This window comes from Pseudomonas sp. AC242 (assembly GCF_979258655.1).
Genome location: NZ_OZ409873.1, coordinates 727,009 through 752,600, shown reverse-complemented (window position 1 = coordinate 752,600; position 25,592 = coordinate 727,009). Strand labels below are relative to the sequence as shown.

Annotated in this window: 27 protein-coding genes, 1 tRNA gene and 1 riboswitch; of the genes, 21 read left to right on the top strand and 7 right to left on the bottom strand. The window is 58.8% G+C overall.

Annotation, left to right across the window (positions count from 1 at the left end; genetic code table 11):
• Nucleotides 1-49: 49 nt before the first annotated feature.
• On the bottom strand, nucleotides 50-313 hold the full coding sequence (locus ACZZ0A_RS03445; RefSeq protein ID WP_007911455.1) for a hypothetical protein: 264 nt from the start codon (nucleotides 311-313) through the stop codon (nucleotides 50-52).
• A 283-nt stretch (nucleotides 314-596) separates the two neighbouring features.
• Nucleotides 597-697: riboswitch (guanidine-I (ykkC/yxkD leader) on the top strand.
• Between the two features lie 63 nt (nucleotides 698-760).
• Between ACZZ0A_RS03445 and ACZZ0A_RS03440 the strand changes: the two genes are divergently transcribed.
• From ACZZ0A_RS03440 to ACZZ0A_RS03380, 13 genes are all read left to right on the top strand, one after another.
• Complete coding sequence (locus ACZZ0A_RS03440; protein ID WP_007911457.1) at nucleotides 761-1,828, top strand: putative urea ABC transporter substrate-binding protein; 1,068 nt, start codon at nucleotides 761-763, stop codon at nucleotides 1,826-1,828.
• An 18-nt stretch (nucleotides 1,829-1,846) separates the two neighbouring features.
• Nucleotides 1,847-2,662, top strand: coding sequence for an ABC transporter permease (locus ACZZ0A_RS03435; RefSeq protein WP_007911459.1), 816 nt, complete (start codon nucleotides 1,847-1,849; stop codon nucleotides 2,660-2,662).
• On the top strand, nucleotides 2,659-3,447 hold the full coding sequence (locus ACZZ0A_RS03430) for an ABC transporter ATP-binding protein (protein WP_463542517.1): 789 nt from the start codon (nucleotides 2,659-2,661) through the stop codon (nucleotides 3,445-3,447). Before ACZZ0A_RS03435 ends, ACZZ0A_RS03430 begins: the two co-directional genes overlap by 4 nt.
• A gap of 25 nt (nucleotides 3,448-3,472) precedes the next feature.
• Nucleotides 3,473-4,198, top strand: a complete 726-nt coding sequence (locus ACZZ0A_RS03425) for an urea amidolyase associated protein UAAP1 (protein ID WP_042704882.1) — start codon at nucleotides 3,473-3,475, stop codon at nucleotides 4,196-4,198.
• Between the two features lie 11 nt (nucleotides 4,199-4,209).
• Nucleotides 4,210-4,851, top strand: a complete 642-nt coding sequence (locus ACZZ0A_RS03420) for an urea amidolyase associated protein UAAP2 (RefSeq protein WP_463542516.1) — start codon at nucleotides 4,210-4,212, stop codon at nucleotides 4,849-4,851.
• A 278-nt stretch (nucleotides 4,852-5,129) separates the two neighbouring features.
• Nucleotides 5,130-8,762, top strand: a complete 3,633-nt coding sequence (gene uca, locus ACZZ0A_RS03415; protein ID WP_463542515.1) for an urea carboxylase — start codon at nucleotides 5,130-5,132, stop codon at nucleotides 8,760-8,762.
• Between the two features lie 24 nt (nucleotides 8,763-8,786).
• The gene (gene atzF / locus ACZZ0A_RS03410) at nucleotides 8,787-10,559 is read left to right on the top strand and encodes an allophanate hydrolase (RefSeq protein WP_463542514.1); all 1,773 of its coding nucleotides are present in this window, start codon (nucleotides 8,787-8,789) and stop codon (nucleotides 10,557-10,559) included.
• A gap of 384 nt (nucleotides 10,560-10,943) precedes the next feature.
• Nucleotides 10,944-12,431 (top strand): sensor domain-containing diguanylate cyclase, encoded by a 1,488-nt coding sequence (locus ACZZ0A_RS03405; protein WP_095113801.1) that lies wholly within the window; start codon nucleotides 10,944-10,946, stop codon nucleotides 12,429-12,431.
• On the top strand, nucleotides 12,424-12,654 hold the full coding sequence (locus tag ACZZ0A_RS03400; protein WP_463542513.1) for a cysteine-rich CWC family protein: 231 nt from the start codon (nucleotides 12,424-12,426) through the stop codon (nucleotides 12,652-12,654). The genes ACZZ0A_RS03405 and ACZZ0A_RS03400 overlap by 8 nt, the downstream gene beginning before the upstream one ends.
• A 33-nt stretch (nucleotides 12,655-12,687) precedes the next feature.
• Complete coding sequence (locus ACZZ0A_RS03395; RefSeq protein ID WP_447784004.1) at nucleotides 12,688-13,380, top strand: pseudouridine synthase; 693 nt, start codon at nucleotides 12,688-12,690, stop codon at nucleotides 13,378-13,380.
• Between the two features lie 316 nt (nucleotides 13,381-13,696).
• Nucleotides 13,697-14,581, top strand: coding sequence for an alpha/beta fold hydrolase (locus ACZZ0A_RS03390; RefSeq protein WP_007911470.1), 885 nt, complete (start codon nucleotides 13,697-13,699; stop codon nucleotides 14,579-14,581).
• 158 nt (nucleotides 14,582-14,739) lie between these two features.
• A tRNA-Gly gene (locus tag ACZZ0A_RS03385) sits at nucleotides 14,740-14,813 on the top strand.
• Between the two features lie 254 nt (nucleotides 14,814-15,067).
• The gene (locus ACZZ0A_RS03380; protein WP_007911471.1) at nucleotides 15,068-15,313 is read left to right on the top strand and encodes a hypothetical protein; all 246 of its coding nucleotides are present in this window, start codon (nucleotides 15,068-15,070) and stop codon (nucleotides 15,311-15,313) included.
• Here the strand turns inward: ACZZ0A_RS03380 and ACZZ0A_RS03375 are convergent.
• A complete protein-coding gene (locus ACZZ0A_RS03375) occupies nucleotides 15,269-15,787 on the bottom strand; it encodes a BRCT domain-containing protein (RefSeq protein ID WP_042704881.1) in 519 nt (172 codons plus the stop codon). The two genes, ACZZ0A_RS03380 and ACZZ0A_RS03375, sit on opposite strands and share 45 nt — an antisense overlap.
• 366 nt (nucleotides 15,788-16,153) lie before the next feature.
• Here ACZZ0A_RS03375 and ACZZ0A_RS03370 point away from each other — a divergent pair, with 366 nt between their 5' ends.
• The 4 genes from ACZZ0A_RS03370 to ACZZ0A_RS03355 all read left to right on the top strand — a co-directional run bounded on the left by ACZZ0A_RS03370 (nucleotide 16,154) and on the right by ACZZ0A_RS03355 (nucleotide 18,508).
• Nucleotides 16,154-16,333, top strand: coding sequence for a type II toxin-antitoxin system HicA family toxin (locus ACZZ0A_RS03370; protein WP_007911472.1), 180 nt, complete (start codon nucleotides 16,154-16,156; stop codon nucleotides 16,331-16,333).
• Between the two features lie 36 nt (nucleotides 16,334-16,369).
• Nucleotides 16,370-16,777, top strand: coding sequence for a type II toxin-antitoxin system HicB family antitoxin (locus ACZZ0A_RS03365; RefSeq protein WP_463542512.1), 408 nt, complete (start codon nucleotides 16,370-16,372; stop codon nucleotides 16,775-16,777).
• A 143-nt stretch (nucleotides 16,778-16,920) separates the two neighbouring features.
• Nucleotides 16,921-17,238, top strand: a complete 318-nt coding sequence (locus tag ACZZ0A_RS03360) for a helix-turn-helix domain-containing protein (protein ID WP_007911474.1) — start codon at nucleotides 16,921-16,923, stop codon at nucleotides 17,236-17,238.
• Nucleotides 17,231-18,508 (top strand): type II toxin-antitoxin system HipA family toxin, encoded by a 1,278-nt coding sequence (locus tag ACZZ0A_RS03355; RefSeq protein WP_463542511.1) that lies wholly within the window; start codon nucleotides 17,231-17,233, stop codon nucleotides 18,506-18,508. Before ACZZ0A_RS03360 ends, ACZZ0A_RS03355 begins: the two co-directional genes overlap by 8 nt.
• 58 nt (nucleotides 18,509-18,566) lie before the next feature.
• Here ACZZ0A_RS03355 and ACZZ0A_RS03350 read toward each other — a convergent pair whose 3' ends face one another.
• On the bottom strand, nucleotides 18,567-18,929 hold the full coding sequence (locus ACZZ0A_RS03350; protein ID WP_007911476.1) for a DUF6124 family protein: 363 nt from the start codon (nucleotides 18,927-18,929) through the stop codon (nucleotides 18,567-18,569).
• A 573-nt stretch (nucleotides 18,930-19,502) separates the two neighbouring features.
• Here ACZZ0A_RS03350 and ACZZ0A_RS03345 point away from each other — a divergent pair.
• Nucleotides 19,503-20,231 (top strand): class I SAM-dependent methyltransferase, encoded by a 729-nt coding sequence (locus ACZZ0A_RS03345; RefSeq protein WP_463542510.1) that lies wholly within the window; start codon nucleotides 19,503-19,505, stop codon nucleotides 20,229-20,231.
• A gap of 160 nt (nucleotides 20,232-20,391) precedes the next feature.
• Here the strand turns inward: ACZZ0A_RS03345 and tam are convergent, their stop codons facing one another.
• Nucleotides 20,392-21,162, bottom strand: a complete 771-nt coding sequence (gene tam, locus ACZZ0A_RS03340) for a trans-aconitate 2-methyltransferase (RefSeq protein WP_463542509.1) — start codon at nucleotides 21,160-21,162, stop codon at nucleotides 20,392-20,394.
• 377 nt (nucleotides 21,163-21,539) lie between these two features.
• Here tam and ACZZ0A_RS03335 point away from each other — a divergent pair, with 377 nt between their 5' ends.
• From ACZZ0A_RS03335 to ACZZ0A_RS03325, 3 genes are all read left to right on the top strand, one after another.
• A complete protein-coding gene (locus ACZZ0A_RS03335; RefSeq protein ID WP_007911481.1) occupies nucleotides 21,540-22,043 on the top strand; it encodes an inclusion body family protein in 504 nt (167 codons plus the stop codon).
• 125 nt (nucleotides 22,044-22,168) lie between these two features.
• On the top strand, nucleotides 22,169-22,708 hold the full coding sequence (locus ACZZ0A_RS03330; RefSeq protein WP_007911482.1) for an AidA/PixA family protein: 540 nt from the start codon (nucleotides 22,169-22,171) through the stop codon (nucleotides 22,706-22,708).
• Nucleotides 22,709-22,829: 121 nt separating this feature from the next.
• Nucleotides 22,830-23,240: a low affinity iron permease family protein gene (locus ACZZ0A_RS03325; RefSeq protein ID WP_007911483.1), complete on the top strand. Its 411-nt coding sequence runs from the start codon at nucleotides 22,830-22,832 to the stop codon at nucleotides 23,238-23,240.
• 86 nt (nucleotides 23,241-23,326) lie between these two features.
• Here ACZZ0A_RS03325 and ACZZ0A_RS03320 read toward each other — a convergent pair whose 3' ends face one another.
• From ACZZ0A_RS03320 to ACZZ0A_RS03310, 3 genes are all read right to left on the bottom strand, one after another.
• Nucleotides 23,327-23,830 (bottom strand): DUF4142 domain-containing protein, encoded by a 504-nt coding sequence (locus tag ACZZ0A_RS03320; RefSeq protein ID WP_007911484.1) that lies wholly within the window; start codon nucleotides 23,828-23,830, stop codon nucleotides 23,327-23,329.
• Between the two features lie 76 nt (nucleotides 23,831-23,906).
• Complete coding sequence (locus ACZZ0A_RS03315; protein WP_007911485.1) at nucleotides 23,907-24,062, bottom strand: KGG domain-containing protein; 156 nt, start codon at nucleotides 24,060-24,062, stop codon at nucleotides 23,907-23,909.
• Between the two features lie 116 nt (nucleotides 24,063-24,178).
• Nucleotides 24,179-25,528: a sensor domain-containing protein gene (locus ACZZ0A_RS03310; protein ID WP_095113809.1), complete on the bottom strand. Its 1,350-nt coding sequence runs from the start codon at nucleotides 25,526-25,528 to the stop codon at nucleotides 24,179-24,181.
• Nucleotides 25,529-25,592 lie beyond the last annotated feature (64 nt).

The window sequence follows — 25,592 nt, the reverse complement described above, 5'->3', positions numbered from 1 at the left end:
GATTAATGAAATCCTGTTCATTTGGAAAACGCTGTCATTCAGCCGCTGATTAATGGTGGCCACCGTGATATCCGCCGCCGTGATAACCCCGTCCGTAACCACCCCGATACCCGTAGCCACCGTGGTAATAACGCGCACCGCCGTAGTAGCGTGGCCCGTAATAACCACCGTAGTAATAAGGCGAGTAATAGCCGGGATAGTAGTAGGTGGACGGATACGCATCGTAGGGACCGGCGTAGTAATAACAACCGGACAGACCGAAACCGAGCACCGCTCCCAGCAGCGCCCTTCGCAACGTTTTTTGAATGAGCATGGCGGCCTCCTGAAAGACCCGCGACAGCAGTCGGCACAGACCGGCTGACATCTGTTTTGACTGGCGAAGCCATGCCGAGTGCCAACACCGCAAAACCATCAGATCAGCGGCAACCACGCTGCATGACGGTGCAGCCGCGCACCAACACAAAGCGCCACATCGCCCTCACCTGCAAACCGATGCCACCCGCGCGCCCGAGCCAGAGCGCCTGACGCAACTTGGCACGCGTCTCGCTTTAGCAAACCTGTGCAGGAGTCATCACAGGTTCGCGGCACCACAATTTGCAATGGCTGACTAGGGTTCCGGCTCGCAATCGCGAGTGGCTGGTCCGAGAGTTGGCGACCTCCAGTTGAGGTTACACGGCGGGACAAAAGCCCGGGAGACAAGCCACCGTTCGCGGTGCCGCGTTGCCTTCCTGTCCGCCCTTGATCAACTGGAGAATCCACCATGACCCGACTACGTTTGCCCGCCCTGCTCGCCGCCGCCTTCGCCGCGCTCATCAGCACGCAATCCCCCGCCGCCCAGAAAGACCACTTCAGCGTGTGCTGGACGATTTACGCCGGCTGGATGCCCTGGGAATACGCCGGCAGCCAGGGCATCGTCGACAAATGGGCGAAGAAGTACGGGATCAAGATCGACGTCGTGCAGCTCAACGACTACGTCGAATCGATCAACCAGTACACCGCCGGCCAGTTCGACGGCTGCACCATGACCAACATGGACGCGCTGACCATTCCGGCCGCCGGCGGCGTCGACAGCACCGCGTTGATCGTCAGCGACTTTTCCAACGGTAACGACGGCATCGTCCTCAAGGGCGCCGGCAAGAAAGTCGCCGACCTCAAGGGCATGGACGTCAACCTGGTCGAACTGTCGGTCTCGCACTACCTGCTGGCCCGCGCGCTGGATTCGGTCGACCTGACCGAGAAAGACCTGAAAGTGGTCAACACTTCCGACGCCGATATCTCCGCCGCTTTCAACACCGAACAGGTCAACGCCGTCACTACTTGGAACCCAATGCTCTCGGACATCAAGGCCAAACCGGGCGTGACCGAGGTGTTCAATTCCAGCCAGATTCCTGGCGAGATCATGGACATGATGGTGGTCAACAGCGCCACCCTCAAAGACAACCCGGCGCTGGGCAAAGCGCTGACCGGTGCGTGGTTCGAAGTGGTCGAGTTGATGAACGCCAAGAACGCCGCGAGCAAAGCTGCGCTGGAGCACATGGCCAAAGCTTCGGGCACCGACCTCGCTGGATTCCAGGCACAACTCGACACCACCAAACTGTTCGCCACGCCAAGCGAAGCGCTGAACTTCGCCACCAGCAAACAACTGCCGGAAACCATGCGCAAGGTCGCCGAATTCTCCTTCCAGCACGGCTTGCTCGGCGAAGGCGCGAAAGACACCAGCGCGGTCGGCATGGCCTTCGCCAACGGCGTGACCAGTGGCGACACCGGCAACCTCAAGCTGCGTTTCGATCCGACTTACGTGCAGATGGCCGCCGACGCCAAGCTGTAAGCCACGGAGGATTTGGCCATGCGCCTGATCAATCGCCACCCGGATCGCCCCAGTCGCCTGCTGTTGGTGATCCTGCCGTTCGCGCTGGTGTTGTTCGCCTACTTCATGGGTTCGGCCGAGCGCCTGGCGGACAACCCCAACGACAAACTGCTGCCCAGCGCCGTGCAGATGAGCGACGCGGTCAAACGTCTGGCCTTCAATGCCGACAGCCGCACCGGTGACTACCTGTTGTGGCAGGACACCGCGTCGAGTCTGCGGCGTCTGGCCATCGGCCTCGGCATCGCTGCATTGGCCGGGCTGTGCCTGGGCATCGCCGCCGGCACGCTGCCGTTGTTCGGCGCGCCGTTGTCACCGCTGCTGACAGTGCTGTCGATGGTGCCGCCGCTGGCGATCCTGCCGATTCTGTTCATCGTCTTCGGTCTGGGCGAGTTGTCGAAAGTCATGCTGATCGTGATCGGCATCACCCCGGCCCTCGCTCGCGATCTGGAACAGCGCGCACGGGAAATTCCCGTCGAACTGCTGATCAAGGCGCAGACCCTCGGCGCCTCGACCTGGACATTGATGCTGCGGGTGGTGTTGCCGCAACTGCTGCCACGCTTGCTGATTTCGTTACGGCTGATGCTCGGTTCAGCGTGGCTGTTCCTGATTGCCGCCGAAGCGATCGCCTCCACCGACGGCCTCGGCTACCGGATTTTTCTGGTGCGGCGCTATCTGGCGATGGACGTGATTCTGCCGTACGTGGTGTGGATCACACTCCTCGCCTGGCTGATGGATTGGGGCCTGAAATACCTGACCCGTCGCGCCTTCCCTTGGTATGAGGGGGCGGCCAAATGAGCTTCATCACCGTGAAAAACGTCTGGCAGCAATACGCCGATCAGGTGGTGCTGGAAGGCTTGAACCTGAGCGTCAACGAGGGCGAGTTCTGCACCCTGGTCGGCGCGTCCGGTTGCGGCAAATCGACCTTCCTGCGCCTGCTGCTCGGCCAGGAAACAGCGAGTCGCGGCGAGATTCTGCTCGACGGTCAAGCGCTGGCCAGCGAACCGGATGCCAGCCGTGGCGTGGTGTTCCAGCGCTACTCGGTGTTCCCGCATTTGAGCGTGCTCGACAACGTCGCCCTCGGCCTCGAATTGCCGCGTGCGCCGCTGATCGGTCGGTTGTTCGGCAGCGCCAAACGTGAGGCGCGCGAACAAGCGGCGGCATTGCTGAATAAAGTCGGCCTCGGCCATGCCCTCGACAAATACCCGGCGCAGTTGTCCGGCGGCATGCAGCAACGCTTGGCGATTGCCCAGGCACTGATCATGAAACCGCGGGTGTTGCTGCTCGACGAACCGTTCGGCGCACTCGATCCGGGCATCCGCAAAGACATGCACGCCTTGCTGCTGGAGCTGTGGCGCGAGACCCAGTTGACCGTGTTCATGGTCACCCATGACCTGTCCGAAGGTTTCAGCCTCGGCACCCGTCTGCTGGTGTTCGACAAGGTGCGCCTCGACCCGCACGCCCCCGGCGCCTATGGCGCACGCATCACCTACGACATCCCTTTGAACAGCGACCGCCGCGCCCAACGCGCCGCCGTCGACGCCTTGCCGTTGACACTGGCAGGCGCCCTTCGCACCGCTTGAGAGGACTGCTCCAATGAATAAACCGATGACTGATTCGACCCAACTGTTCCCACCGTTTGCCGAAGAAATGCTCCCCGGTGGCGGCCACCGTTCCTTCGTGTTGAAGCGCGGCCAATTGCTGCGCCTGACTGATCTGCGCGGTGGCGCCAACGTCAGCCTGACCCTGCTCAACGCCAATGAAAAAACCGAGCGGCTGAACCTGCCCGACAGCCTCAAGTGCCAACACACCGCCAAACTCACCAGCGGCCACTGCCTGTACTCGGACATGGGCCGCGTACTCGCCGCAATCACTGCCGACACCTGCGGCTGGAGCGACAGTCTCGGCGGTGTGCTCTGCGCCGAAGAAGTCGCAGAAAAGTACGGCCAGGGCCGCTATCAGGAACTGCGCAACGGCTTCTTCCGCAACGGCACCGACAACCTGTTGGTGGAACTCGGCAAGTGGGGTTTGGGCCTGTCCGACCTGCTGATGACGCTCAATCTGTTCAGCCGCGTGAATGTAGATGAGGCCGGGCGTTTCCACTTCGTCGAGGGCAATTCCAAGGCCGGCGACTACATCGAACTGTACGCGCCGATGGACACGCTGGTGGTGCTCACCGCGCTGCAACACCCGATGGATCCGGCGCCGGAATACGCACCAAAACCACTGAAGCTGAGCTGGATGAACGCCGACGCCAGCGTCGCCGAACACTGCCGCACCTCGCGCCCGGAAAATGAGCGCGGCTTTATCAACACCGACCGTTTGTTCGCCTGAGGATCGCTGCCATGTCAGTTGCTATCGCCACTTCGCAAAAACAACCCGACGCAGCGGTGTACCGCGCCACAATCCCGGCCGGTGAACCGTGGCTGATGGAGGTCAAGGCTGGCCAGACCCTGCGCATTCTCGACCTGGAAGGCAATCAGGCCGTCGATACCTTGTTCTACAGCCTCGCCAACCCCAAGGAACGCTACGACGTGCAGCGCACCTTGCGTCGGCAGAACAGCGTCTACCTGAGCACCGGCAGCGTGCTGTATTCCAACCTCGGCCACGCGATGCTGACCATCGTCGCCGACACCTGCGGACGCCACGACACCCTCGGCGGCGCGTGCGCGCAAGAGAGCAACACCGTGCGCTACGCCCTGGAAAAACGCTACATGCACAGCTGCCGCGACAACTACCTGCGCGCCTGTGCCCATGATGGGCGACTGGGCAAAGGTGACATCGGGCCGAACATCAATTTCTTCATGAATGTGCCGGTAACGGCGGATGGCGGGCTGACCTTCGAGGACGGGATTTCGGCGCCGGGCAAGTACGTCGACTTGAGTGCGGAGATGGATGTGATTGTGTTGATTTCCAACTGTCCGCAGTTGAACAACCCGTGCAACGCCTACAACCCGACACCTGCGGAGCTGCTGGTATGGAACTGAAAATCAGCCGTTTGCGCCGTTGGCTTTTCGCCCTGTGCCAGGCCCGTTCCGGGCAATGCCTTAAAAAGTGAAACCAGCACAAATCCCATTGTAGGAGTGAGCCTGCTCGCGATCGCGGTGTGTCAGACACATCAGTTTTGATTGATCCGACGCTATCGCGAGCAGGCTCACTCCTACAGGGGCTCGGTGGTGATCTGAAGTGGTTTTTTCATCCGGGACGGCCCGGATGTCTGTCGAAAAACAGCGGGACGGCCCGCTTCCCCTTCAGGGGTTATGCCATGTTCGAAAAAGTCCTCATCGCCAACCGTGGCGCCATTGCCTGCCGCATCCTGCGCACCCTCGGCGCACTGCAGGTCAAAGGCGTGGCGGTGTATTCCGAAGCCGACGCCGCCAGCCTGCACATCCTGCACGCCGATGAAGCGCACAGCCTCGGTGAAGGCGCTGCCGCCGGCACCTATCTGGCGGTCGAAAAAATCCTCGCCATCGCCAAGCAAAGCGGCGCCACCGCGATCCATCCCGGCTACGGATTCCTCTCGGAAAACGCCGCGTTCGCCGAAGCCTGCGCAGCGCAGAACATCGCCTTCATCGGCCCGACGCCGGAGCAACTGCGCGTGTTCGGCCTCAAACACACCGCCCGCGCGTTGGCCAAACAACATGGCGTGCCCATGCTCGAAGGCACAGAACTGCTCGACAGCCTCGACGCAGCGCTGATTGCAGGCGAACAAGTCGGCTACCCGGTGATGCTGAAAAGCACCGCCGGCGGTGGCGGCATCGGCATGCGCGTGTGCCGCAGCGCCAGCGAACTGAGCGAGTCGTTCGAAGCGGTGAAACGCCTCGGTCAGAACAACTTCAGCGACGCCGGCGTGTTTATCGAGAAGTACATTCAGCGCGCCCGGCACCTGGAGGTGCAGATGTTCGGCGACGGACGCGGCGAGGTCATCGCCCTCGGCGTGCGCGACTGCTCGGTGCAGCGGCGCAATCAGAAAGTCCTCGAAGAAACCCCGGCGCCGAACCTGCCCGACGGCATGGCCGACGAGCTGTGCGCGGCGGCGATCAAACTGGCGAAGGCGGTGAACTACCGCAGCGCCGGCACGGTTGAATTCGTCTTCGACAGCGACGCGCAGCGCTTCTACTTTCTCGAAGTGAACACGCGGTTGCAGGTGGAGCATGGCGTCACTGAGCAAGTATGGGGCGTGGATCTGGTGCGCTGGATGGTTGAGCTGGCGGCGGGAGATTTACCGCCGCTGAGCGAGTTGTATCGTCAGCTGAAACCCGAGGGCCACGCGATTCAGGCGCGCCTGTACGCGGAGGATCCCGGCCGCGATTTTCAGCCGAGCCCAGGCTTGCTGACAGCCGTGGAATTCCCGCCGGCCAACGGTATTCAACTGCGCATCGATACCTGGGTTGAGGCCGGTTGCGAGATTCCGCCGTACTTCGATCCGATGATTGCCAAGGTCATCACCTGGGCGCCGAGCCGCGAACAGGCGCGCGCCGAGTTGCATCAAGCGTTAGGCGACAGTCTGTTGTACGGCGTGGAAACCAACCGCGATTACCTGCGGCAGATTCTCCTCGACGCGCCGTTCGCCAGCGGTGAGCCGTGGACCCGTTGTCTGGAAGGTCTGGTCTATCGCGCCAACACTTTTGAAGTGCTCAGCGCAGGCACGCAAACCAGCGTGCAGGATTATCCCGGTCGCCTCGGTTATTGGGCTGTCGGTGTACCTCCATCGGGGCCGATGGACAGTCGCGCGCTGCGTTTGGGCAATCGTCTGCTCGGCAACGCTGACGGCGCGGCGGCGCTGGAAATCACCATGAGCGGGCCGTTGCTGCGCTTCAATTGCACAGCAGTGGTCGCGGTGACGGGGGCGCCGATTGCCTTGACGCTTGAAGGCACAAGCGTGCCGATGAACACCGCGCTGCTGATCCCGGCGGGCGCGACGTTGCATCTGGGCAGCATCAGCGGCGCCGGAGCACGCAGTTATCTGTGCCTGCGCGGTGGTTTGCAGGTGCCGGATTATCTGGGCAGCAAAAGCACTTTCACCCTCGGCCAGTTTGGTGGGCATGGTGGTCGGGCGTTGCGTGCCGGGGATGTGTTGCATATCCCTGCGCTGACTGACCGCAGTGCTGGCCAGCAGTTGACCGAGCAGCACATCACCGCGTTACCAGCGGTGCGGCAGATCAGGGTGATTTACGGCCCGCACGGCGCACCGGAATATTTTACGGAAAACTACATCGGCAGTTTTTTTCAAACCCAGTGGGAAGTGCATTTCAACTCCAGCCGCACCGGTGTCCGCCTGATCGGGCCGAAGCCGGAATGGGTGCGTGCCGACGGTGGCGAGGCCGGGTTGCATCCATCGAACATTCACGACAATCCGTATGCCATCGGCGCGGTGGATTTCACCGGTGACATGCCGGTGATCCTCGGCCCGGATGGCCCGAGCCTTGGCGGGTTTGTCTGCCCGGTGACGGTGATCGAGGCGGATCTGTGGCAGCTTGGACAGCTCAAGGCTGGCGATAAAATCCAGTTCATCCCCGTCGACCTCAAAACCGCCCGCGATCTCGCCCTGAAATGGGATAACTGTGGGAGCTGGCTTGCCAGCGATGGGGCCCGTCCAGACACCGCATTAACTTCATCGCTGGCAAGCCAGCTCCCACAGGATCTTGTGTCGCCTGTGGTGCTGGAGTTGGGTCAGGGTGATATGCGCTTGGTTGGGCGGGTCTCTGGCGATACTCACCTATTGTTGGAAATCGGCGAACCTGAACTCAATCTCGTCCTGCGCTTCCGCGCCCACGCCCTCATGCAAGCGCTGGAACACAAATCCCTGCACGGCGTGATCGACCTCACCCCCGGCATTCGCTCATTGCAAATCCACTATCAACCCGAGCAACTGCCGCTGGCCGATCTGCTCGGCATCGTCGCCGGTGAATGGGACGCGGTGTGCGCCGCCAACGACCTGCAAGTGCCGTCGCGCATCATCCATTTGCCGCTGTCGTGGGACGACCCGGCCTGCCAGTTGGCCATCGAGAAATACATGACCACCGTGCGCAAGGACGCGCCGTGGTGCCCGAGCAATCTGGAGTTCATCCGCCGTATCAACGACCTGCCCAACCTCGACGAAGTGCAGCGCACGGTGTTCGATGCGAGCTATCTGGTGATGGGTCTTGGCGACGTTTATCTCGGTGCGCCGGTGGCCACGCCGCTGGATCCGCGTCATCGCCTGGTCACGACCAAATACAACCCGGCGCGCACCTGGACCGCCGAGAATTCGGTGGGCATCGGCGGCGCCTACATGTGCGTGTACGGCATGGAAGGCCCCGGCGGTTATCAGTTTGTCGGGCGTACCCTGCAGATGTGGAACCGCTACCGCGAAGTCGCCGCGTTCGACGGCAAACCGTGGCTGCTGCGCTTCTTCGATCAGATTCGCTTCTACCCGGTCAGCGCCGAAGAACTGCTGCGCATCCGCCGCGATTTTCCGCTGGGGCGTTTCGAGCTGAACATCGAACACAGCCAGCTCAACCTCGCCGAGTATCAGGCGTTTCTCCGCCGTGAAGCCGAGAGCATCAACGCGTTTCGTGCTCAGCAACAAGGCGCATTCAACGCCGAGCGCGAACGCTGGATCGCCAGCGGTCAGGCGCATTTCGACAGCGAAGAAGCCGTGGCGGAGTCCAGCGAAGACGCTCCACTGGCCGACGGTGAGCACAGCGTCGACAGCCACATTGCCGGCAATCTCTGGCAGGTGCAGGTCGAGGCCGGCAGCCGTGTCGCGGCGGGTGACGTGCTGGTGATTCTCGAGTCGATGAAGATGGAAATCCCGGTACTCGCGCCGATGGCCGGGGTGGTGCGCGAGATCCGCGTGCAGCCCGGTTCGGCGGTGCGCGCCGGACAACGGGTCGTGGTGCTGGAACTCGACTGAAGCCAATTGGATAAGGATCAACTCATGAATCTGCAACTCGATGTTCTGCGCCAGGCCTATCGCAATGGCGACACAACACCACGTCAACTGCTGGCGAAACTGCGCGAGAAAGCTGCCGCGCTGAACCCGGATTATCACCTGTTCATTCATCTGCTCAGCGTCGTTGAACTGGAGCCCTACCTTGCCGCCCTCGACGGCCGCGACCTCGACAGTCTGCCGCTGTATGGCGTGCCGTTTGCGATCAAGGACAACATTGATCTGGCGGGTATTGCCACCACCGCCGCGTGCCCGGACTTTGCTTATGTGCCGGAGCGCTCGGCGACCATCGTCGAGCAGTTGATCGCCTTGGGGGCGATACCGCTGGGCAAGACCAATCTCGATCAGTTTGCTACGGGACTTAACGGCAGCCGCTCGCCGTATGGCGCGTGCCCGAACAGCGTGCTGACGGAGTATCCGTCCGGTGGCTCCAGCGCCGGTTCGTCGCTGGCGGTGGCGTTGGGCGTGGCGAGTTTTGCCTTGGGCACTGACACCGCAGGCTCCGGTCGAGTGCCGGCGGCGCTGAACAATCTGGTTGGATTGAAGGCGAGCAAAGGCCTGATTTCCACGGCCGGTGTGCTGCCCGCATGCCGCACGCTGGATTGCGTGACCACGTTTACCGCGACGGCGCGTGAAGCCAGTCAGTTGCTCGCGTTGACGGCAAAAGTTGATCCGCGCGATGAGTACAGCCGTCGCAATCCATCGTGGAATGACGGCTCGGCGTTTGGTGCGCCACGCGCATTTCGATTCGGTGTGCCGCGCGCGCAGGATCTCGAGTTTTTCGGCTGCGTCGAAGGCCCGCTGCTGTTCGGCGATGCCATCGACCGGCTCAAGGCCTTGGGTGGCGAAGCGGTTGAACTGGACCTGTCGCCATTCCTTGAAGCCGCGCGCCTGCTTTACGAAGGGCCGTGGGTCGCCGAACGCTATAGCGTGGCAGGCGAGTTGATGGAGCAGAATCCCGAAGCGGTTTTGCCGGTGATTCGTGCCGTGCTGGCCAAGGCGCCGGCGGTGAGCGGCGTACAGACCTTCCGTGCGCAATATCGGCTGCAAGCCTTGAAAGCGCTGTGCGATCAGGCACTCGAAGATCTCGACTGCGTACTCACACCGACTATCGGCCGCCCGGTGACACTGGCCGAACTGCACGCCGAACCGGTTTTGCGTAACTCCGAACTGGGTTACTACACCAACTTCATGAACCTGCTCGACTACGCCGCCGTCGCCGTGCCGAGCGGGTTTATGGCCAATGGATTGCCGTGGGGCGTGACGCTGTTTGGCCGGGCGTTCACCGATCAATATCTGCTGAGCGTGGCCGATGCGCTGCAGCGTCAGCAGGACTCGGCATTGCCCACGCCCGCAAACGTTGCGCGCCATGATCGCGCACGCATCGTGGTGTGTGGCGCGCATTTGCAAGGGTTGGCGTTGAACTGGCAACTGACGCAGCGTGGCGGGAGATTGCTGGAGACGACGTTGAGTTCGCCGGACTATCAACTGCACGCGTTGGCCGGCGGCCCACCGCTGCGTCCGGGCATGGTGCGGGTCAAGGCTGGCGGTGTGGCGATTGCGGTGGAGGTGTGGGAATTGCCGAGCAGTGAGTTGGGCTCGTTCCTCAGCGGGATTCCGGCACCGCTTGGGTTGGGCAAGGTGCAACTGGCGGATGGACGTTGGGAGAGCGGGTTTATTTGTGAGCCGTATGGTCTGGAAGGGGCGCTGGACATCAGCCATTTGGGGGGCTGGCGGGCGTATCTTGAAACTCGGAGTTGATCCAGAAACCAGCCCTCACCCTAGCCCTCTCCCGGAGGGAGAGGGGACTGACCGAGGTGCCTGTGAGGGGATTGCCATTCAGTGATAATCCGTCGAACTCAGGTTTTGAAATCACCACAATTCAGCCCTCACCCCTGAGGGAGAGAGAACTGACCGGGGTGTCTTTAAGATAGTTGCCATTCGGTGATACCGAGCCGAACACAATTTTTGAAATCACCACAATCTAGCTCCCTCTCCCTCCGGGAGAGGGCTGGGGTGAGGGAGCGATCCTCCAGACACACCCTCAACGTCATATCCCCCGCCATTTCAGGCATAAATCCCGCAGTCTTTTCCCGGCCATCCCACTAGAATGCATGCCATCGGGCCACTGCTAACGGATCTGCCATGCCGCTTCGTTCTCCCCTGTACTCGCAACGCTCACTGGTCCTGACGCTGATCGCCCTGCTCGGCGCCGGGTTCCTTGCCACGTCGTTACTCAGCTACTACGCCTCCCGCGAGTCGATCCGCGACAACATCGTCAACACCGAACTGCCGCTGACGTCCGACACGGTCTACTCGGAAATCCAGAAAGACCTCGTCAGGCCGATCCTGATTTCCTCGATGATGTCCCGCGACACCTTCATGCGCGACTGGGTGGTCAACGGCGAGCAAAATCCCGAGCAGATGACCCGCTACCTCGACGAAGTCATGACCCATTACGGCGCCTACACGGCTTTCTTCGTCTCCAACAGCACCCTCACCTACTACCACGCCAAAGGCGTGCTCAAGCAGGTCAAGGTCGATGAGCCGCGCGACGCCTGGTACTTCCGCGTGCGCGACATGAAGGACCCGTACGAGATCAACGTCGACCCGGATCTGGCTAACAAGGACAACCTGACGTTCTTCATCAACTACAAGGTTTACGACTATCACAATCGCTTCATCGGCGCGGCCGGGGTCGGTCTGACCGTGGACGCGGTGATCAAGTTGATCGACAAGTATCAACAGCGCTATCAACGCAGCGTGTACTTCGTCGACACCTTCGGCCGACTGGTGTTGACCGGCGCCGAGGGCGGGCCTGAAGGCGCGCACATCGGTCAGAGCCTGAGTGAACTGGAGAGCATGAAAAGTCTGGTGAGCCAGTTGCCGAAACCGCACAGCGGAAGCTACGAATATTCCGCTCATGGGCAAGGGCATTTCCTCAACGTACGGTTTATTCCGGAGCTGAACTGGTACCTGTTTGTCGATAAACGCGAAGACGGCGCGCTGAGTGAGATTCGCCAGTCGCTGTACCTGAATCTGCTGATCTGCCTGCTGGTGACGCTGATCGTTCTGGCGCTGCTCAACCGCGTGATCAAGCGTTATCAAAGCAAAATCCAGGCGCAGGCCATTCTCGACAGTCTCACCGAACTGCCCAACCGCCGTGGCTTCGACATTCTCGCCGCGCAGGCTCTGCACGAAGCCCAACGCGAAACCAAACCGCTGACGGCGTTGCTGCTCGACCTCGATCATTTCAAGGTATTGAACGACACCTACGGGCACATGGCCGGCGATCAGGTATTGATCGGTTTTGCCCGCGACCTGCAAAGTTGCCTGCGCCACGCTGACATTGTCTGCCGCTGGGGCGGTGAGGAATTTATCGTTTTACTGAAGGACACCGACGGCGACACCGGTCAGAAAATTGCCGAAAAGATCCGCCAACACGTCGAACAGCACGAATATGCCTACGACGGCCACCGCCTCCATCTGACGGTAAGCATCGGCGCCACCACCCTGCAACGCGATGACACCTTGCACAGCCTGCTGTCGCGGGCCGATCATGCGATGTACCGGGCCAAACAAACCGGCCGCAATCGCACCTGCGTGGAAATGCCTCACTCGACTTATGCCTGATTCTAACGTTAAACCCGACCATTGCCCGGCCTGCGGCGCCCGCAACGACTGCAGCCTCGCCGACCCGCGCAGCGCCGACCGCGAATGCTGGTGCTATGGTGTGAGCATCGACCCGGCCGTGCTTGAAGCGCTGCCGCCAGAACTGCGCAACCAATCCTGCCTGTGCCCGCGTTGCGCGCAGGTCGAGGCGCAACTGCAAGCAGCCAAGCGGCCGATCCCGTAAGATGCGCGCCCCTTCATTTACTGAAACCTGAACATGCGCGTCGACCGTTTCCTCAGCAACCTGCCCCGCTACAATCGTCAGCAGGTTCGTCTGTTGCTGGTGGAAAAGCGCGTGCGGATTGACGGAAAAGTCGTCAGCGATCCGCACAGCGAAGTGCTGGAATTCAGCCGTGTCGAAGTCGATGACGAAGTGCTACAAGTCGGCAAAGCGGCGCGCTACTTCATGCTGCACAAGCCACCGGGCTGCGTCAGCGCCACCCGCGATCCGCAACATCCGACCGTGCTCGACCTGTTCGATGAGCCGGACAAGGACGATCTGCACATCGCCGGACGCCTGGACTTCAACACCACCGGCCTGATGCTGATCACCAACGACGGCGCGTGGTCACGGCGCCTGACTCAACCGCAGACCAAACTGCCGAAGGTCTATTACGTCGAGACCGAGCAGGAGATTGGCGCGCACTATGCGAGCACCTTTGCCGAGGGGATCTACTTCGCTTTCGAAGACCTGACCACCCAGCCGGCGCAGCTGGAGCTGCTTGGCCCACGGTCGGCGCGGCTGAGCATCGTCGAAGGTCGCTACCATCAGGTGAAGCGCATGTTTGGTTTCTTCAACAACAAAGTCCTGCGCCTGCACCGCGAATCCATGGGGCTTCTACACCTCGATAACGCGCTAAAACCGGGCGAGTACCGCGCTTTGCGCACCGAAGAGATCCATTTGTTCTAAGCCGGCGACCGCTCAGCAGAAGTTGTCGAACAATTTACCAACGGCACTTGCGCGATCCCGACTCCCCTGCTTGAATCAGGACGTCGGCCAGATTGTGACCGATGAGTCACAACATACATCCAAGAAACTTTTTGCCGGTAGAGAGCCTTCAAGGCTCCGCCTCAGCCGGCAGACTGCCCGCCAATAACAATACCCGTCGACCGCAGTCATGGATCGACATGGGCCAAGCAAATTCCAGGCGTATGCCTACCTGTCACAAAGCTCGTGCAATCTCTATTTGCGCGCATACCCGCTTGCTTGCCAGGAGTCTTATGACATGAGGCCAGAAATCGCTGTGCTGGATATACAGGGTCAGTATCGGGTTTACACGGAGTTCTATCGCGCAGACGCCGCAGAAAAGACCATCATCCTGGTCAACGGCTCGATGGCCACGACTGCGTCGTTTGCACAGACTGTGAAAAACCTGCACCCGCAATTCAACGTGGTCTGCTACGACCAGCCCTACGCGGGCCGGTCAAAAGCCCACAATCGCCACGAGAAACATCTGACGAAGGACGTCGAAGGGCAGATTCTGCTCGAGCTGATCGACCACTTCGCCGCCGAACACGTGCTGTCGTTTTCCTGGGGCGGCGCCGCGACCCTGGTCGCTCTCGCCCACCAGCCACGGCGCATTGAACGGGCGGTGATCAGCTCGTTCTCGCCAGTGATCAACGCGCACATGCTCGATTACCTCGAGCGCGGCGTCGACTACCTCGGCCAGCGCGACGGCGACCGCGTCGGCCATCTGGTCAACAGCACCATCGGCAAACACCTGCCGTCACTGTTCAAGCGCTTCAACTATCGCCACGTCAGCAGCCTCGCCGAGCACGAATACGGGCAGATGCACTTCCACATCAGCGACGTACTGCACAGTGATCGGCAGTGCTATCTGAACGCAGCGAAAAAGATCAACGTGCCAGTGCTGTTTCTAAACGGCGAATGGGACGAATACACCGCTGCCGAAGACGCCCGCCTGTTCGGCAACCACGTGGCGCAGAGCACGTTCACCACGCTGCAAGCCACCGGGCACTTTCTCGACATGGAACACAAGGCTGCGTGCCGCGATAGCCAGAACGCCTTGCTCGGCTTTCTGAAACCGGCACAGCAGACCAGCCGAACGCGTTACTCGTTTGTTCAGGATCAACATGCATTGGCTATTTGAAAGAGTGTCATCGCGCGCGAGGCTGCGGGGCTGGGATTTTGCTTTACGCACCGCAGTGCTCGCCCGCGATTGACCGTTTTCAGTGATTTAAAGCGTTCATGAGTAAAAGAAAAACTTCAAATCCGTGGCCGAGTCTGGTACAAAGTCAGCCGCTCTGAGCGGGTATAGTTTAATGGTAGAACAGTAGCTTCCCAAGCTTCCGACGAGGGTTCGATTCCCTCTACCCGCTCCACTCAAATTTTGTCTCACGTTGTTTTTTTTGACGGGGGATGCAGCGATAGAAAAAACCGGCCTATAGGGCCGGTTTTTTTGTGGCTGGGATTTGAGGTTGGCCAAATGGGGCAGTTCGGAACCTTTCAGAAACACTCCGCTAGTTGAAGATGCGCTCTCCCCCTGTACGCTTTTGTTCTCTCTAACGACAATCCTTGAGAAGCGTGCGAGGCACGAAATGGTGCCCATGCTCGGGATCTATGACGGGGCAATTCCATGACAATCGAATTCGAAGGGGAGTACGCAAGCCCATTCGCAGACTTCATCCGTAATGCGAAATCCCATGAAAAAAAGCGTGTTTACCGTGAAGTGCTGACCGCAGCTACCAAGAAGCAGAATGAGGTGATGCTGGCTGCATGTAACAAGCATTCGGCGGTTGGTGCAGTTTCAATGCGCAGGCTGAGCGAAGTGATGACTTCAGGGGATTTCTCCCGTTGTGATCAGATTCAAGAATTGCTCTGAGTTGATGATGAAAGCTCCAGCCTCAAGTGCCTTGGAAACTTTGGTTGGCCCCGCATTTTCACCATAACAAAGAAACGTCAGCGTCTTGCCTGCCGTACTCATGACCTTCAACCCATATTCCACTGCCTTTTGCTCAAGCTCAGCCCGTTGTGCAGCTGCGAACCCAGTGAAAAGAATTTGATTGATCCTACCCGGTGACATTTTCGGATCAGGCGTTTGCGAAGCGGCTTCTGAAGCAACGAGCGCCGGTGGCTTTCGATCGTGCTGAAGCCTCGGAGAAGGAGGAGCGGCCTCCTTTAAGAGCAGCTCAGCCCCAAGCAATACTTCGATGATGCGATCCTTGCGATAGGTTTTAGGAAAGGTATCGCTGGCCGATCGTCCTTGAATGTAAACCGAATTCTCTGACCATTGAATCAACTCCCGCTGACTTAAATCGCCCTTTGCATCTCTATAGCTGAATTTTAGAGTCGACATCCGTTTCACTCCCTTCTGACGATCACATGGGCAAATTCCATGCATAACTACGCTGGCTATATCGAGAGGTGATTTCCTTTCAACAGGCTCGTTGAGGGTCCATGACCTTCGCCCATTAGAGTTCAACGTTAGCAGCCCGAGCAGTGACGTCAGAAAAAGATGTGTTCCATTATTTTGCAGCGGAAGATCGCCACATGAACATAAGCAAAACCCGGTAACACACCCACCTCACCATCGCTTCTGCCTTATCTAGACTGCGCTAAGCGACCCCGCCCGTCAGAGGACCACTACCGCCCGGTGGTTATAGTGTTGATCATATTAGTTCAATGGGTATAGTACCCACCAAGCACACCACAGGGAGGTGTTGTGAATAGCCGTTTTTTAATCGGCCAACTCGTCGCAGACGGTTGGTATCTGGTAAGGATCAAAGGAAGTCACCATCACTTCAAGCACCCGAGCAAACCAGGACTGGTCACCGTGCCACATCCAAAAAAGGATCTGCTGAAGAAAACGGCCATCAGTATTTTGCAGCAGGCGCTGCTTTGACTCTCTGAGTCAGTTGCGCCATGGAGGACAACGAATATGCTCTACCCGATTGCGATTTCAATTGGCGATGACCATCACGCCTGGGGTGTAGAAGTCCCGGACATTCCTGGATGCTTTTCCGCCGGAGAGGATATGGACGATGCCGTCGCCATGGCTCGCGAAGCCATCGAAGGTCATTTCGAGATTCTGGCGGACGACGACGCCCCCATTCCAGCGGCCAGCAAACTGAGCCTGCACGTGGCCAACCCGAAATACGCCGGTTGTGCATGGGCCGTGGTGGATATCGATGTGCTCAAGTATTTGGGCAAAGCCCAAAAGCTCAACATCACCCTGCCGGGCCATTTGCTCAATCGCATTGATGAGTATGTGTTGCATCACCCGGAAGAGAAAAGCCGCTCGGGCTTTCTGGCGTCGGCGGCTCTGAAAGTTTTGCAGCAGGGTTGAACCTTGGCGCGTCAACCCGTGCTGGCCTATCCTACCCATTAAACCTAATTACATTTTCTTGTGAGTTAAATGATATTTTCAGGTTTAATCCACAGTATATTGCGTACTGAGAATCAAAACTGAACGCCGACGGTACACACGACATGCTGGATTTAAGCCTCACCACCGCAAGCGAGATCGTCAAACGGATTTGCCACCGCCTGCGCACAGAACGATTGGCTTTGGAGATGACACAGGCAGACGTGGCCGCTCGCGCGGGCATTGCGACGAATACGGTGTCAAACCTTGAAGCCGGTCGTAATGTGAGTTTCGACAACATGGTGCGAGTGGCAATGGTTCTCGGGCGCGAAAAGGAACTCGAAGGGTTGTTTCTGCCAAGGCTCGAAACTCTAGACGATATCATTCGCTACGAAAAAACGGCCAAGCGTCATCGCATCAAAAGGAAAGCCGACAATGCTTGAACAAGTGGACGTCTACTACGAGGGCTGGGGTGAACGTTGGCGGTGGGGCACACTTGCTTCGACGAAAGCCCTGACCGGTCGCCCGCAGGTCATGTTTGAGTACAGCGATGAGGCAAAAAACAGAGGGCTGGAACTCTCCTCCTTGAGGCTTCCATTACAGGGAGCCAGGTTAAACCGGGATTTCCCGTCACATCAGTTGGGACTGCCTGGGCCGGTTTATGACTCGCTGCCAGATGGCTGGGGCATGTTGCTGATGGACCGATTGTTCAAACGTCGAGGCCTCAACCCCGCGCGCATAGGCCCCTTGGAGCGGCTAGCCTACATTGGCAACAATGCCATGGGGGCCATGTCGTTTGAACCTGTTGCACCCGAGGCGCTGGAACCGCAAATGCATGTTCCCATCGAGTTGCTCGCGTCCGAAGTGCAGGAAGTACTCAAAGGTAAAGGTGGAGAGCTTCTCCAGAAGCTGCTACTGGTCGGAGGTTCTCCACAAGGCGCCCGACCAAAAGCGCTGGTGTATCGCGATCCGCACACTGACGCCTTTACTACGGCTGCCACTCCCGGTTTCGAAGCCTGGTTGGTGAAGTTTCCGGCTCAGAAAGAACATCCCGAGGTGTGCGCCATCGAAATGGTCTATGCCGAATGTTTACGCTTGTGCGGTATCCAAACCCCTGACACTCGTTATTTCAGCCTGTCTGAAGGAATGGCCGCTTTTGCCACCAAACGCTTTGACCGACAAAACGACTTGCGGGTGCCCATGCAGAGTCTTGCAGCCTTTACCGGTGCGGACTTCAGATCCCCAGGGGCGCTGGACTACGTCAACTTCTTGCGTGCGACTCATAAGTGCAGCAATGACGTACGAGAGAAAGCCGTAGCGTTTGAGCGGGTCGTCTTCAATGTCGCATTCAATAACCGAGACGACCATCCGAAGAACTTTGCTTACATCATGTCGCCTGGCGGAGACTGGAAATTAGCGCCGGCCTATGACGTCACTTTCTGCGAGGGGCCGGGAGGCTATCACCAGATGGACGTGATGGGTGAAGCCTTGGAAATTGGAAGAGAACACCTGCTCAACCTTGCAGTGGAGGCTGAAGTAAACGCCGCTACGGCCGCCGACATCATTGACCGATTTTGCGAGGTGGCTAGCCGATTCACAGCCATGGCTGAAAGTTTGTATCCGGGTGTGATCACCCAGGAAACCTTGCGCACCATTCAACAACGCATCGACCAAAACATCGGGCTACTTGCCGGAAGTCGTGCTGCCAGGTAGCCGTCTCGAGAAACCGGCACTCATTGGCCGGTTTCTTTGGCTTCTTGAAGCGAAAGGATTAACCCGCCGGCACAACCTTATCCAGCGCCTGATTCACCGCCAATTCCCCCAACATGACGACCTGCGCGATGCCGAGTGCAGTCTTGCGGTGCGAGGTGTCGAGCAGCGCGGCGAAGTTGTTGAGCATGGTGGTGGCCGAGCCGAGGGTTTCGCTGGCGTTGGCCAGCAACGATTCGGTGTCATAGGCAGGGTTGGCGAGGTACATCGGTTCAGGTTCGCGGGTGGAACCCATGATCTGCGCGGTCGGGCTGAGGTAGTGGTCGAGCGCGCGTTCGGCGGCTTCGTGGAATTTCTTGGAATTGGGTGATTCGTAGGGGGATGCCGGATCGGTTTCCGGCGGATTTGGCGTTACTTTGTACATGGGCTTGGTACCTATCAATAGGGGCCGCAACCAATCTCGCTACTAAACGGATGGGAGGCAGCTGTGCGCAAGTTAGTAGACCGGACCCCAAACCCTAAATCCGGCGCACCCGAGGGCGCCATGCGCACAGCCACCATCGAGTACAAGCATTCGCCTGTTTGAATGGTACTTGTGCAGCCATTTAGGGGGGATTCCGGGCTACTAAACCCGATCACTGGAAATCAGTGACGCGAACCAAGTTACCGACCGCCCCCCAAGCGCACAAGCCGGCGGATTCTGGCGTAGCGGTAGGCAACGGCGCAAGGATTTGTAGGCTTCAGGACGTAACACCGCACGCCTCTAAACACTTCAGTCGGAACATGTTTATGAAGCGATAACAAATAGCGATTTCCCCGACATTACAGATCCACAACACTCCACCGGTTTTCACCTCCCGCCCAACCGACTAGCATTTCCTCATCAACCACCACCCTCCCCCTGCGCGGCCATCGACGAATACGCGCCATCACTTTCGAGGGATTCCAATCGCGGCCACATTGCCGCTGACGACCGAACTCAAAAGAGCACTTCACCATGACCCAAAATATTTACGACGATCCCGAATTCTTCCAGGGTTACAGCCAGATGAACCGTTCCATCGGCGGCCTCGACGCGGCGCCGGAGTGGCCAGCGCTCAAGGCGCTGTTGCCCTCCATGCATGGCCTGAACGTGGTGGATCTGGGCTGCGGTTATGGCTGGTTCAGTCGCTGGGCCATTGAGAATGGCGCGGCCAGTGTCTTGGGGCTGGATGTCTCGGAAAAGATGCTGGAGCGGGCACGGGAGACCACCACGACGGCGAATATTCGCTATGAGCGCGGCGACCTGGAACAGCTCGACCTGCCCGCCTGCAGTTTCGATCTGGCTTACAGTTCGCTAGCGCTGCATTACATCAAGGATCTGCCGGGGTTGTTTGCGCACCTGTACGCGGCGCTGAAACCGGGTTCGCATTTTGTGTTTTCCATTGAGCATCCGATCTTTATGGCGCCACGTAATCCGGGTTGGTTGATTGACGCTGAAGGCAACAAGCGTTGGCCGCTGGACAGCTATCAGTTGGAGGGTGAGCGGGTGACGAACTGGCTGGCTGAGGGCGTGATCAAGCAGCATCGAACGATGGGGACATTGCTCAATTCGCTGATCGATGCTGGGTTCACGATTCGACATGTCAATGAATGGGGGCCGAGCGATGCTGAAGTCGCGGCGCAACCGGCTCTGGCAGAAGAGCGAGAGCGGCCGATGATGATGTTGGTGGCGGTGCAGCGCTGAGCCCTCACCCTAACCCTCTCCCAGAGGGAGAGGGGACTGACCGCAGCGCCAGTACGAGCTACGCCGACGTGCGAAATCGAGTCGAACTCAGGTTTTGGAAGCGACACCAATCGGCTCCCTCTCCCTCGGGAGAGGGCTGGGGTGAGTGGGCCAATTTATTTCAGCGCGTCGCAACGATAAACAACCGTGGAAATGGCAACAACACCGAGCCATCCGCCAATGCCGGATAAGCCTTCTCAACCTCCGCCAGATATTGCTCCAGGTACTGCGCCTTTTCCGCCTCGCTCAACGGACTCAAAAACGGAATCAACCCGCTCCCCTTGAACCACTCCACCACCCCCGCCGCCCCGCCGGACAGCTGATGGTGATAGGTCGTACGCCACACATCGACCCGCGCGCAGTGTGGTCGCAGCATCGAGAAATAATCACTGGCGCAGGCCATGTCGGTACGTTGCCCCGCAGCGCCGGAAAGCTTGCTCGCCCACGGGCCATTCGCAGCGACTTCACGCATCAAGCGGTGTGAGGATTCATTGAGGTTGTCCGGCATCTGGATCGCCAGGCTGCCACCGGCCGACAACTTGCTGGCCAACGCCGGCAACAACGTCGCGTGATCCGGCACCCACTGCAACACGGCATTGGCGAAGATCACATCGAACGGCCCGGCATCAGCCCACTGATCAATCTCGGCCACCTCGAACTGCAAATCCGGCAAGCGCTTGCGAGCCGCGTCGATCATGTCTGCCGAGCTGTCCAGCCCGCTGACCTTCGCCCCGGGAAAACGCTGCACCAGCAACTCCGTCGAGTTGCCGGGACCGCAACCGATATCGACCACAGTTCGCGTTTCAGGCGTAGGAATCGCGGCGAGCAGATCGCGGGCCGGGCGGGTGCGTTCATCTTCGAAAGCGACGTATTGTTTGGCGGACCAACTCATTGCGTTCTCCTGTCGGGACATACCAGCGGTTCGTCACGATACAGGCCGCACAGCAAACAGTTCCAGAGCGACTGAATTGCAAAGGGTGTCGGACCAACCCATCGGCTTATCGCCAATGGGTTGGTTCTAATAAATCAGGTGACCGTCCGTCGAGCCAGACAAAAGCGATTTTGACAGCTAAAAAATCATACCTATAGTCAAGGAGCGGCAATCGGAAGGAACCCGAATCAGTCGATTTCGTGCAAGGAGCACGGCCTGTTCATTTCTCGTGATCAGTGGGTTCCCCCCAGTAGTGTGCTCGCAAAAGCCATACGGCAAGCAAGCGTCGTCGTGCCTGGATTGCAGTCCGACGTTCACTATGAAAAAGGAGCATCACCATGTCTCGAGTGACGGATATTCTGGTTTCCATCGACACCGAAACCATTCTGAAAAAATATCCAAACATCAGCAAGGATCCGAAGAACCCAACGCTGATTGATTGGAAACATGTGTACATGGTCACCAATCAGGACAACGTCGTCAGTGGTCAGGCCGGTGGCGAACTGGATCTCAAGGCTCAGGTCGGCGATCTGATCCGCTGGCGTGAAACCAGCCTGTCGCAGAGCTTCGAACAGGCGGTAATTTTCTACAAATTCGTCCCCAACGCCGGAGAAAACCTGATCTCGCCGCCCTCGCCGCGCAAGGCCACAGCGTGCGTTGCTGTGCCCAACACGAGCAATCCATCCGTACCAAGCTGCCAGAAAGTCGACAACCACTATTGGTCATCCGAAACCCTCGACTGTGGTCGCGTGACCTATCACTTCCACTTCCTGATCGTCGATCGCAACTGCCAGATCATCGGCTGCTGTTCGTGGGATCCGTTCATCTCCATTCATAACTGATGATGTGTCGAGCCCTTTGGTGACAAGGGGCTCAACCGATCCGCTGCCGCTGCGGCCGGAACAGGAAGTGTTGCCTTGACCGAAGCGGCTGTCGTTTTGTGCCAACATCATGAAAGGAATCCATGATGACCAGCGAACCGATCCCGTCGCCCTCATCCGGCGTTAGCAGCGCACACAACGTGTTGCTGATCGTCGATGCCGAATCAGTACTGAAGCATTACCCAAATCCAAGTCTGGACGCCGCCGCGCCGACGAGCATTACCGATGGTTTTATCTTTTTCGCAACTGGTAACAATCCGAAAGAAATAGTCATAAATGACAGCTCAATAACAATCCAGGTCGAAACTGGCTGCGACCTGCACGTTCGTGGACGCTCCGTCAGCCTGATCGCCGAACACAGTGTGGTTGTGTACCGCATGACCGTGGCTGACAGCGGTGTGCTTTCCGAACCGAACCTGCAAATTCATACCAACCTGACGGTGCCCGCCCCCAACCCGGACGACCCGACCACGCTGGGCAGTCGAAAAGCTGACGACCACTATTGGACCTGCACGCCGAAGAAACCTGGCGATGTGCAATGCGAACTGAGTTTCATGCTGGTCAATCAGCAGTGTGAGGTGGTGGGTTACTTCCACTGGACCGTCGACGTCGAACTCGAGGTTTAGAGTACCAATGCCAAAACCGGTCGTGAGGCCGGTTTTTCAGGGACATCTTGCACATCAGTAGAATTTTCATAACGCCGCCAATGTCTGAATTTCAAGCACTCCCCCAATAAGGAACACGGCTATGAAATTCGCAAAAATCTCCCAGAAGCTCGCGATGGTGGCCGGTAGTCCCAAGACCTTCATGGGCGCGTTGATCTTGATCGGGTTGTGGGGTTTGAGCGGGCCGATCTTTGATTACAACGACACCTGGCAACTGATCATCAACACCTCGACCACCATCATCACCTTCCTGATGGTGTTCCTGATCCAGAACACGCAGAACCGCGATACCGATATTCTGCATTTGAAGATCGATGAGTTGCTCTTGGTGACCAAAGAGGCGCAGAACGCGATGCTTGGGCTGGAGGCGCTGGATCTGAAGCAGTTGGAGGCGTTGCGCAGGCACTACCGCTCGCTGGGCGAGGGTGAGGTGTTCAATCTTGAGGGATTGGGCGAGAAGAGTAAGTCGAAGCAGGATTTAAATGAGTGTTGAGGATTGAAAGCAAAAGATCGCAGCCTTCGGCAGCTCCTACAGGGATTGAGTAGGAGCTGCCGAAGGCTGCGATCTTTTGCTCTTGATTAGCGGCTGGCCTGCAACTGGCGAGCCATCTCCAGATGGCTTTGCAGTTTCGGCAAGGTCTCGTCAGCAAACGCCTTGATCTCCGGCACGTCGGTGGTCTGCGCTTCCTGCTGAATCTGCTCGATGGCCTCTTCAGTGGCTTTGACCTGACTGGCGGCGTAGGCCTGATCAAAGGAGGCGCCGTCGGTCACTTGCGGCATCAATTCCTTGGCCTTGTCGGCCAGCTCTTCACGAGGCGCGACGGGCAGGTCAAGTTTCTTGGCGATTTTCGCCAGGTGCTGGTTGGCCGTCGTGCGGTCGTTGATGACGACGATGGTGTAGTCCTTGACCTCTTTCGATTCGGCCTTGCTGTGGGCCAGACGACTGGCCTCGATGTCGGCCATGCCTTTGGCCGAGGCATCGTTGATGAAATCGGCGGGCGACTGGGCAAAAGCGCTGCTGGCACAGAGGCCCAATAGCGATGCAAAACTCATGGTGCGTATACGGGTGGCCATTCGGCTCATGGTCGCGCCCTCCTTACTTGCAAAATTCAAGCGGGAGCTTACGCCCCCGCCTCTCAATCAAAACTACCTTCACCGACTACTTCGATTTCTGAGCGGGCTTGCGGCCCATGTCTGGTTTTGGCTCTTTGTCGACGGTCGTTGTGGTGGTTTTCCCACCTTTGCGACCTGCTTCAGAGGCCTTCGTTCGATCGTTGGCGAAGTTTCCCGAGTTCGAGTTTCTTGAGTTAGGCATGATTCTCTACCTCTTGGTAATGATCGTGGCGAGCAGGTGCCCGCCTAGATTGAGAATTTTCTGGCCGGCAAAGGTTTAGAAAAATTGCAGTCGCTGCGACGAACGGCGGCCCCGGATCAACTATTCAACGCGTGATGGTTCAAGCGTTTGGCGGCGTACATCGCCTGATCTGCATGGCGGAACAGTTGCTGTTCTTCACTGCCGTGCTCTGGATAGCGGGCCACGCCGATGCTTGGTTCGATGTGCAGGTTGTGGCCATCGAGACGCATCGGTTGCACCAGCACCTGTCGGATTTTTTCCGCCACGCCGTCAGCATCTTCCGAGACCTGGACACTGTGCAGCAACACGACAAATTCATCGCCGCCGATTCTGGCCACGGTATCGGTTTCCCGCACGCAGCCCTTGAGGCGATTGGCTACGGTTTGCAGGAGCATGTCGCCGACGGCGTGACCAAAGGTGTCATTGACCTGTTTGAAGCGGTCCAGATCGACATACAACAAGGCCATGTGCCCGGATTGCTCGCGCGCGCTGGCCAACGCAGCCTTCAAGCGATCGCGCAGCAATTCACGATTGGGCAGCTGCGTCAGCTGGTCGTACTGCGCCATACGTCGCAGGCGGGCGTGCAATTGCTGTCGCTCGATGGCCGTGGCGACCTGGGCGCAAACGTACTGCAGCAGTTCCTTGTCTTGCTCGGTGTAGCGCTCGCCGCCGGGCAGGCTTTTGACGATCAAGGCGCCGATGGTGCCGTTTTTCGAGTTCAACGGCACGCCGAGCCAGCAAGGCGCGTTCTGCCCCGCCACCAACTCGGCGAAATCGGCTGGGGAATCCGCACTGTCCGGTGTCAGAAGAATCGGCTGGCCGCTACGGATAACTTCCGTGCACAGCCGCCCGGTGACGGTGCCCGGTTGCTCGGGCTGCAATTCGTGATCGTCGACGTGATAAGGGAAATTCAGTTGTGCGCAGTGCTCGTCGTACAGCGCCACGGAGAAATTCATCGCCGGCAGCCATTCGCCGATGATCAGATGAATACGCTTGAACAGCGCCAGCAGATCTTCCGCCGCATGGGCCGCTTCGGAAATCGCGTACAACGCTGCCTGGCGCGACTCGGCCTGCTTGCGCTCGGTGATGTCGCGCGCGACGGCGATGCGCAGTTGATCGACTTCCGACCAACGCGCCGACCAGAGGATATGCACGACGCTGCCGTCCTTGCGCAGGTAACGGTTTTCGAAGTTGAGCTTGGGTTCGCCGCCCATGATTTCGTTTGCGGCTGCGAGAGTGCGCTGCCGATCCGCCGGGTGCACCAGCTCGATCATTTGCCGGCCGATCAACTCTTCAGGCGAATAACCGAAAACACGCTCACAAGCGGCACTGACAAAAACGAAACGACCCTGCTTGTCGACCGCGCAGACGGCGTCCAGCAACAGATCGATAAAACTCGCCAACGGCGCGGAATTTCGGCTTTCCATGGTTCAGCGTGGGTGTCCGGACAATGCAGCACTGATCAACCATCCCTGACCTTTTTATTGCGCC